This is a genomic window from Roseisolibacter agri, assembly GCF_030159095.1.
Taxonomy (GTDB): Bacteria; Gemmatimonadota; Gemmatimonadetes; order Gemmatimonadales; family Gemmatimonadaceae; genus Roseisolibacter; species Roseisolibacter agri.
The window spans coordinates 1-2,902 of sequence record NZ_BRXS01000015.1 but is presented as its reverse complement, the minus strand read 5'-3'; the positions used below and the strand labels follow the sequence as shown (position 1 = coordinate 2,902).

4 protein-coding genes and 1 pseudogene are annotated in these 2,902 nt (G+C 74.9%); 3 read left to right on the top strand and 2 right to left on the bottom strand.

Annotated elements, in window-relative coordinates; translation table 11 throughout:
- The first annotated feature begins 293 nt into the window (after nucleotides 1–293).
- Together rosag_RS25485 and rosag_RS25315 are read left to right on the top strand one after the other, a co-directional pair.
- Nucleotides 294–827: an IS1/IS1595 family N-terminal zinc-binding domain-containing protein gene (locus rosag_RS25485; RefSeq protein WP_425607539.1), complete on the top strand. Its 534-nt coding sequence runs from the start codon at nucleotides 294–296 to the stop codon at nucleotides 825–827.
- A pseudogene (locus rosag_RS25315) lies at nucleotides 788–1,282 on the top strand (IS1595 family transposase); the annotation flags it as partial. The gene rosag_RS25485 and the pseudogene rosag_RS25315, both read left to right, overlap by 40 nt.
- Here the strand turns inward: rosag_RS25315 and rosag_RS25310 are convergent.
- A complete protein-coding gene (locus rosag_RS25310; protein WP_284352984.1) occupies nucleotides 1,279–1,632 on the bottom strand; it encodes a hypothetical protein in 354 nt (117 codons plus the stop codon). The pseudogene rosag_RS25315 and the gene rosag_RS25310 sit on opposite strands and share 4 nt — an antisense overlap.
- Nucleotides 1,632–2,393 carry a hypothetical protein gene (locus tag rosag_RS25305; RefSeq protein WP_284352983.1) on the bottom strand — a complete coding sequence of 254 codons (762 nt, stop codon included), beginning with the start codon at nucleotides 2,391–2,393 and terminating at the stop codon, nucleotides 1,632–1,634. The genes rosag_RS25310 and rosag_RS25305 overlap by 1 nt, the downstream gene beginning before the upstream one ends.
- Before the next feature lie 312 nt (nucleotides 2,394–2,705).
- Here rosag_RS25305 and rosag_RS25300 point away from each other — a divergent pair.
- Nucleotides 2,706–2,902 (top strand): hypothetical protein (locus rosag_RS25300; RefSeq protein WP_284352982.1); only part of this gene is annotated, 197 nt, incomplete at its 3' end.

Sequence of the window (2,902 nt, the reverse complement as noted above, 5' to 3'; positions counted from 1 at the left end):
TGCTCGGGGAGGACGCCCGTCGCCCCGAGTTCGCGGCGAGCCCGAGACCGGAGCCCCGGGCGGTCATCGCCCAGCGGTCATCGCCCAGCGGTCATCGCCCAGCGGTCATCGCCCGCGGGACGGCGTGAGCGGTGCGCCGGGCGCCGGCGGCGCGCGGGGACGAGGCGGCGCTCGCCCCCCTGGCCCCCTCCGAGCCTCGCCTGGGCACTGTCATCGGGCAACCTTAAGGCTCTGTTCCTGTTCAGCGTTGGTCACGGGTTGCGCGACACCGGGTCGGGGCTAGGTCCCGCGCCATGCTCTCGACCTCGGCCGCCCGCGAGCGGCGTTGCCACGACGGTCTCGCCTGCCCGCGATGCCGGGCGCACGAGGTCCAGCGGTGGGGACGCGAGCGGTCAGGGGGGCAGCGCTACCGCTGCCTCGCCTGCCGGCGCACGTTCAACGACCTGACCGGCACCGCGATGGCCGGCACCCGGCTCCCCGCTCGGTGGGAGCAGTACGCGGAGGCCATGCGCCAGGCGCTCTCGTGCCGGCGGGCGGCCGCGCTCCTCGACGTGGACCACAAGACCGTCTGGCGGTGGCGGCACCGCGTCATGGCGCAGCTCGCGCCCGCCAAGCCGCCGCTCTCGGGGATCGTCGAGGCCGATGAGACGTTCTTCCGCCGGAACTTCAAGCGGTCGAAGCCCGTCGGACGGCAGCAGCGGACGCGCGGCACGGCGGCGGGCAACCCCCGCGGGCAACCCCCGCGGGCAACCCCCGCGGGCAACCCCCGCGGGCAACCCCCGCGGGCAACCCCCGCGGGCTCGGGAAGGACAAGGTGGCCGTGCTGATCGCCCGGAGCCGCTCCGGCGAGACGCGGGCGGTCGTGCTCCCAGGGACCGCCACCACCGAGGCCCTGGCGGCCGCGCTGCGGGGCCTCGTGGACTCGACCAGCACGCTCTGCACCGACGGATCGAGCGCCCTCAAGGCGGCCGCCCAAGCGGTCGGCGTGCGGAAGCACGTCGCGCTCGTGGCCGCCCGAGGGGAGCGGACGCGCGGCATCTACCACGTGCAGTCGGTCAACAGCTACCAGGGGCGGCTCAAGCAGTGGCTCGCGCCGTTCCGCGGCGTGGCGACGAGGTACCTGCACCGCTACCTCGCCTGGCACGTCATCCATGAGCGTGAGTTGCGGCTCGCGCCCCGGGCCGCCCGACGGGTGCTTGTCGGCAACGCCACGGAGCTGGCCGCCGCCGGCTGCTGCCCGAACTGCGGCGTCGCCCTCGGCGGCGTCCGCGGCGCGCGCTAGCGCCCGCGCCGCGCTACGCCGCTGGTGGGGCCGGTGCATACGGGCTCGCCGGCGGCCTCGGCGGTCGCAGCCCAGCGGGGGCGCGTCTGCACGGGTGGCATGCGCTCGACCAACGCGCGCCAGAGGTGTCCGGCGTTTGCGAAGTCGGGGTCGACCAGTCCCGCAGCGCGTGCCACCGCCTGTCGAAATGCGGGGTCTGCCTGGGCGGCCGCGTAGAGCTTCCGCCAGGTCTCAAGGTCGCCGTATGCGACCTGGTCGATCAGGTCGAGGAAACTCTCCTCCACGGTGATCCGACCAGGCCGGGGAGGACGCGCCCCCGCGGTGGCTGCCGTTGTCATCTGGTCGCTCATCACGTCCTCCGGGGGCCGCCCTGGTCGCGCGACTTCGTCTGCGGGGGCGCCGGCGGTGCCGGGGCCCCAGCCGTCGCCCGACCCAGGCCGCCGAGCTCTCGCTCGAGGGCCGGGACCGCCAGCTCCCGCACGCGTCGAACCACGTACTCCACGTCTTGATAGGGCGCCACCAGCCCCCGATACGCGCGGAGGTCGACGTCCTGCTCGTCCACAGGGCGGCCCATTGCTGCTTGCGCGAAGCGCATCGTCGCGGTCTCCGTGCCGACGGGATCATACAGGTCGCTCAACGACGTGAGTGCCGCGGCCGCACGGTCCGGACCGAGCAGGTCGCCGAGGGCCGCGACGTCGAGGAAGTCACGTGTCGCGCCCCGGTCCGCGATCATCCACGCCTTGATTCGGAGCGTCTCGTCGGCGGTCGGCACCCACAAGTCGTGCACCTGTGTGGTGTCGAGCGGGAAGCGGCGGCGCTGCTGCCGCACTCCGAGTTGAATGCCATGACGCTCGCCGAGGATCGCGACCGGGTGACGGACGCGGCGCGTCTTCCACCCCTCCCAGTCGGTCAGCGCGACCCGCACCTCCTCGAACTGCTCACGGACCTGCTCCCCCACATGGTCGGAGTCGGTGCTGTACCGGTGCCCGGCATGCAGTGCCGCCGCCGTGCCGCCGACGCAGACCAACCGGAGCCAGGGGAGCTGCGCCTGCAGCGCTCGGGCTTCGGTAAGGACTGCGTCGAAGTCGGGGTTTGGATCGCGTGGCGACATTGAGGGGTGAGGCAGGGTCGCGCCGTGAGGGTCGGTCGAGCGAGCAGACCAGCTCGCCCCAGGCAACATACCACTCCCGCCGGGCCCCCACCAACGCTCGAACGGAACAGAGCCAGCATCGGTGCGCGAACGTGAGCAGTCGGCGCTGGCGGGATGCTGGCCGGAGACGTCGCGGCGGCCGCTCCGGCGAGGAGTCCGGCGAGTGGCGGGCCCCAGTCGGAGGCGGCCACGCGGGGGCGCGCCCTCGGCGCCGCGGCCGCGCGGGGGGCGGCGGCGCCGAAGGTCGTGCGGAGCGGGCCGGGGGCTGGGCTGGTGCGGCCGCGGACGGCGAGGCCCGACGGGCTGGCCGAGGTCGGCCGACTCCACGGCGTCGCCCTGCGGCTCGCCCTGCGGCTCGCCCTGCGGCTCGCCCTGCGGCTCGCCCTGCGGCTCGCCCTGCGGCTCGCCCTGCGGCTCGCCCTGCGGCTCGCCCTGCGGCTCGCCCTGCGGCTCGCCCTGCGGCTCGCCCT

Excerpts from the sequence above, each read along its gene's own strand:
- rosag_RS25485 (WP_425607539.1), top strand. The coding sequence starts at position 294 with ATGCTCTCGACCTCGGCCGCCCGCGAGCGGCGTTGCCACGACGGTCTC.
- rosag_RS25310 (WP_284352984.1), bottom strand. The coding sequence starts at position 1,632 with ATGAGCGACCAGATGACAACGGCAGCCACCGCGGGGGCGCGTCCTCCC.
- rosag_RS25305 (WP_284352983.1), bottom strand. The coding sequence starts at position 2,393 with ATGTCGCCACGCGATCCAAACCCCGACTTCGACGCAGTCCTTACCGAA.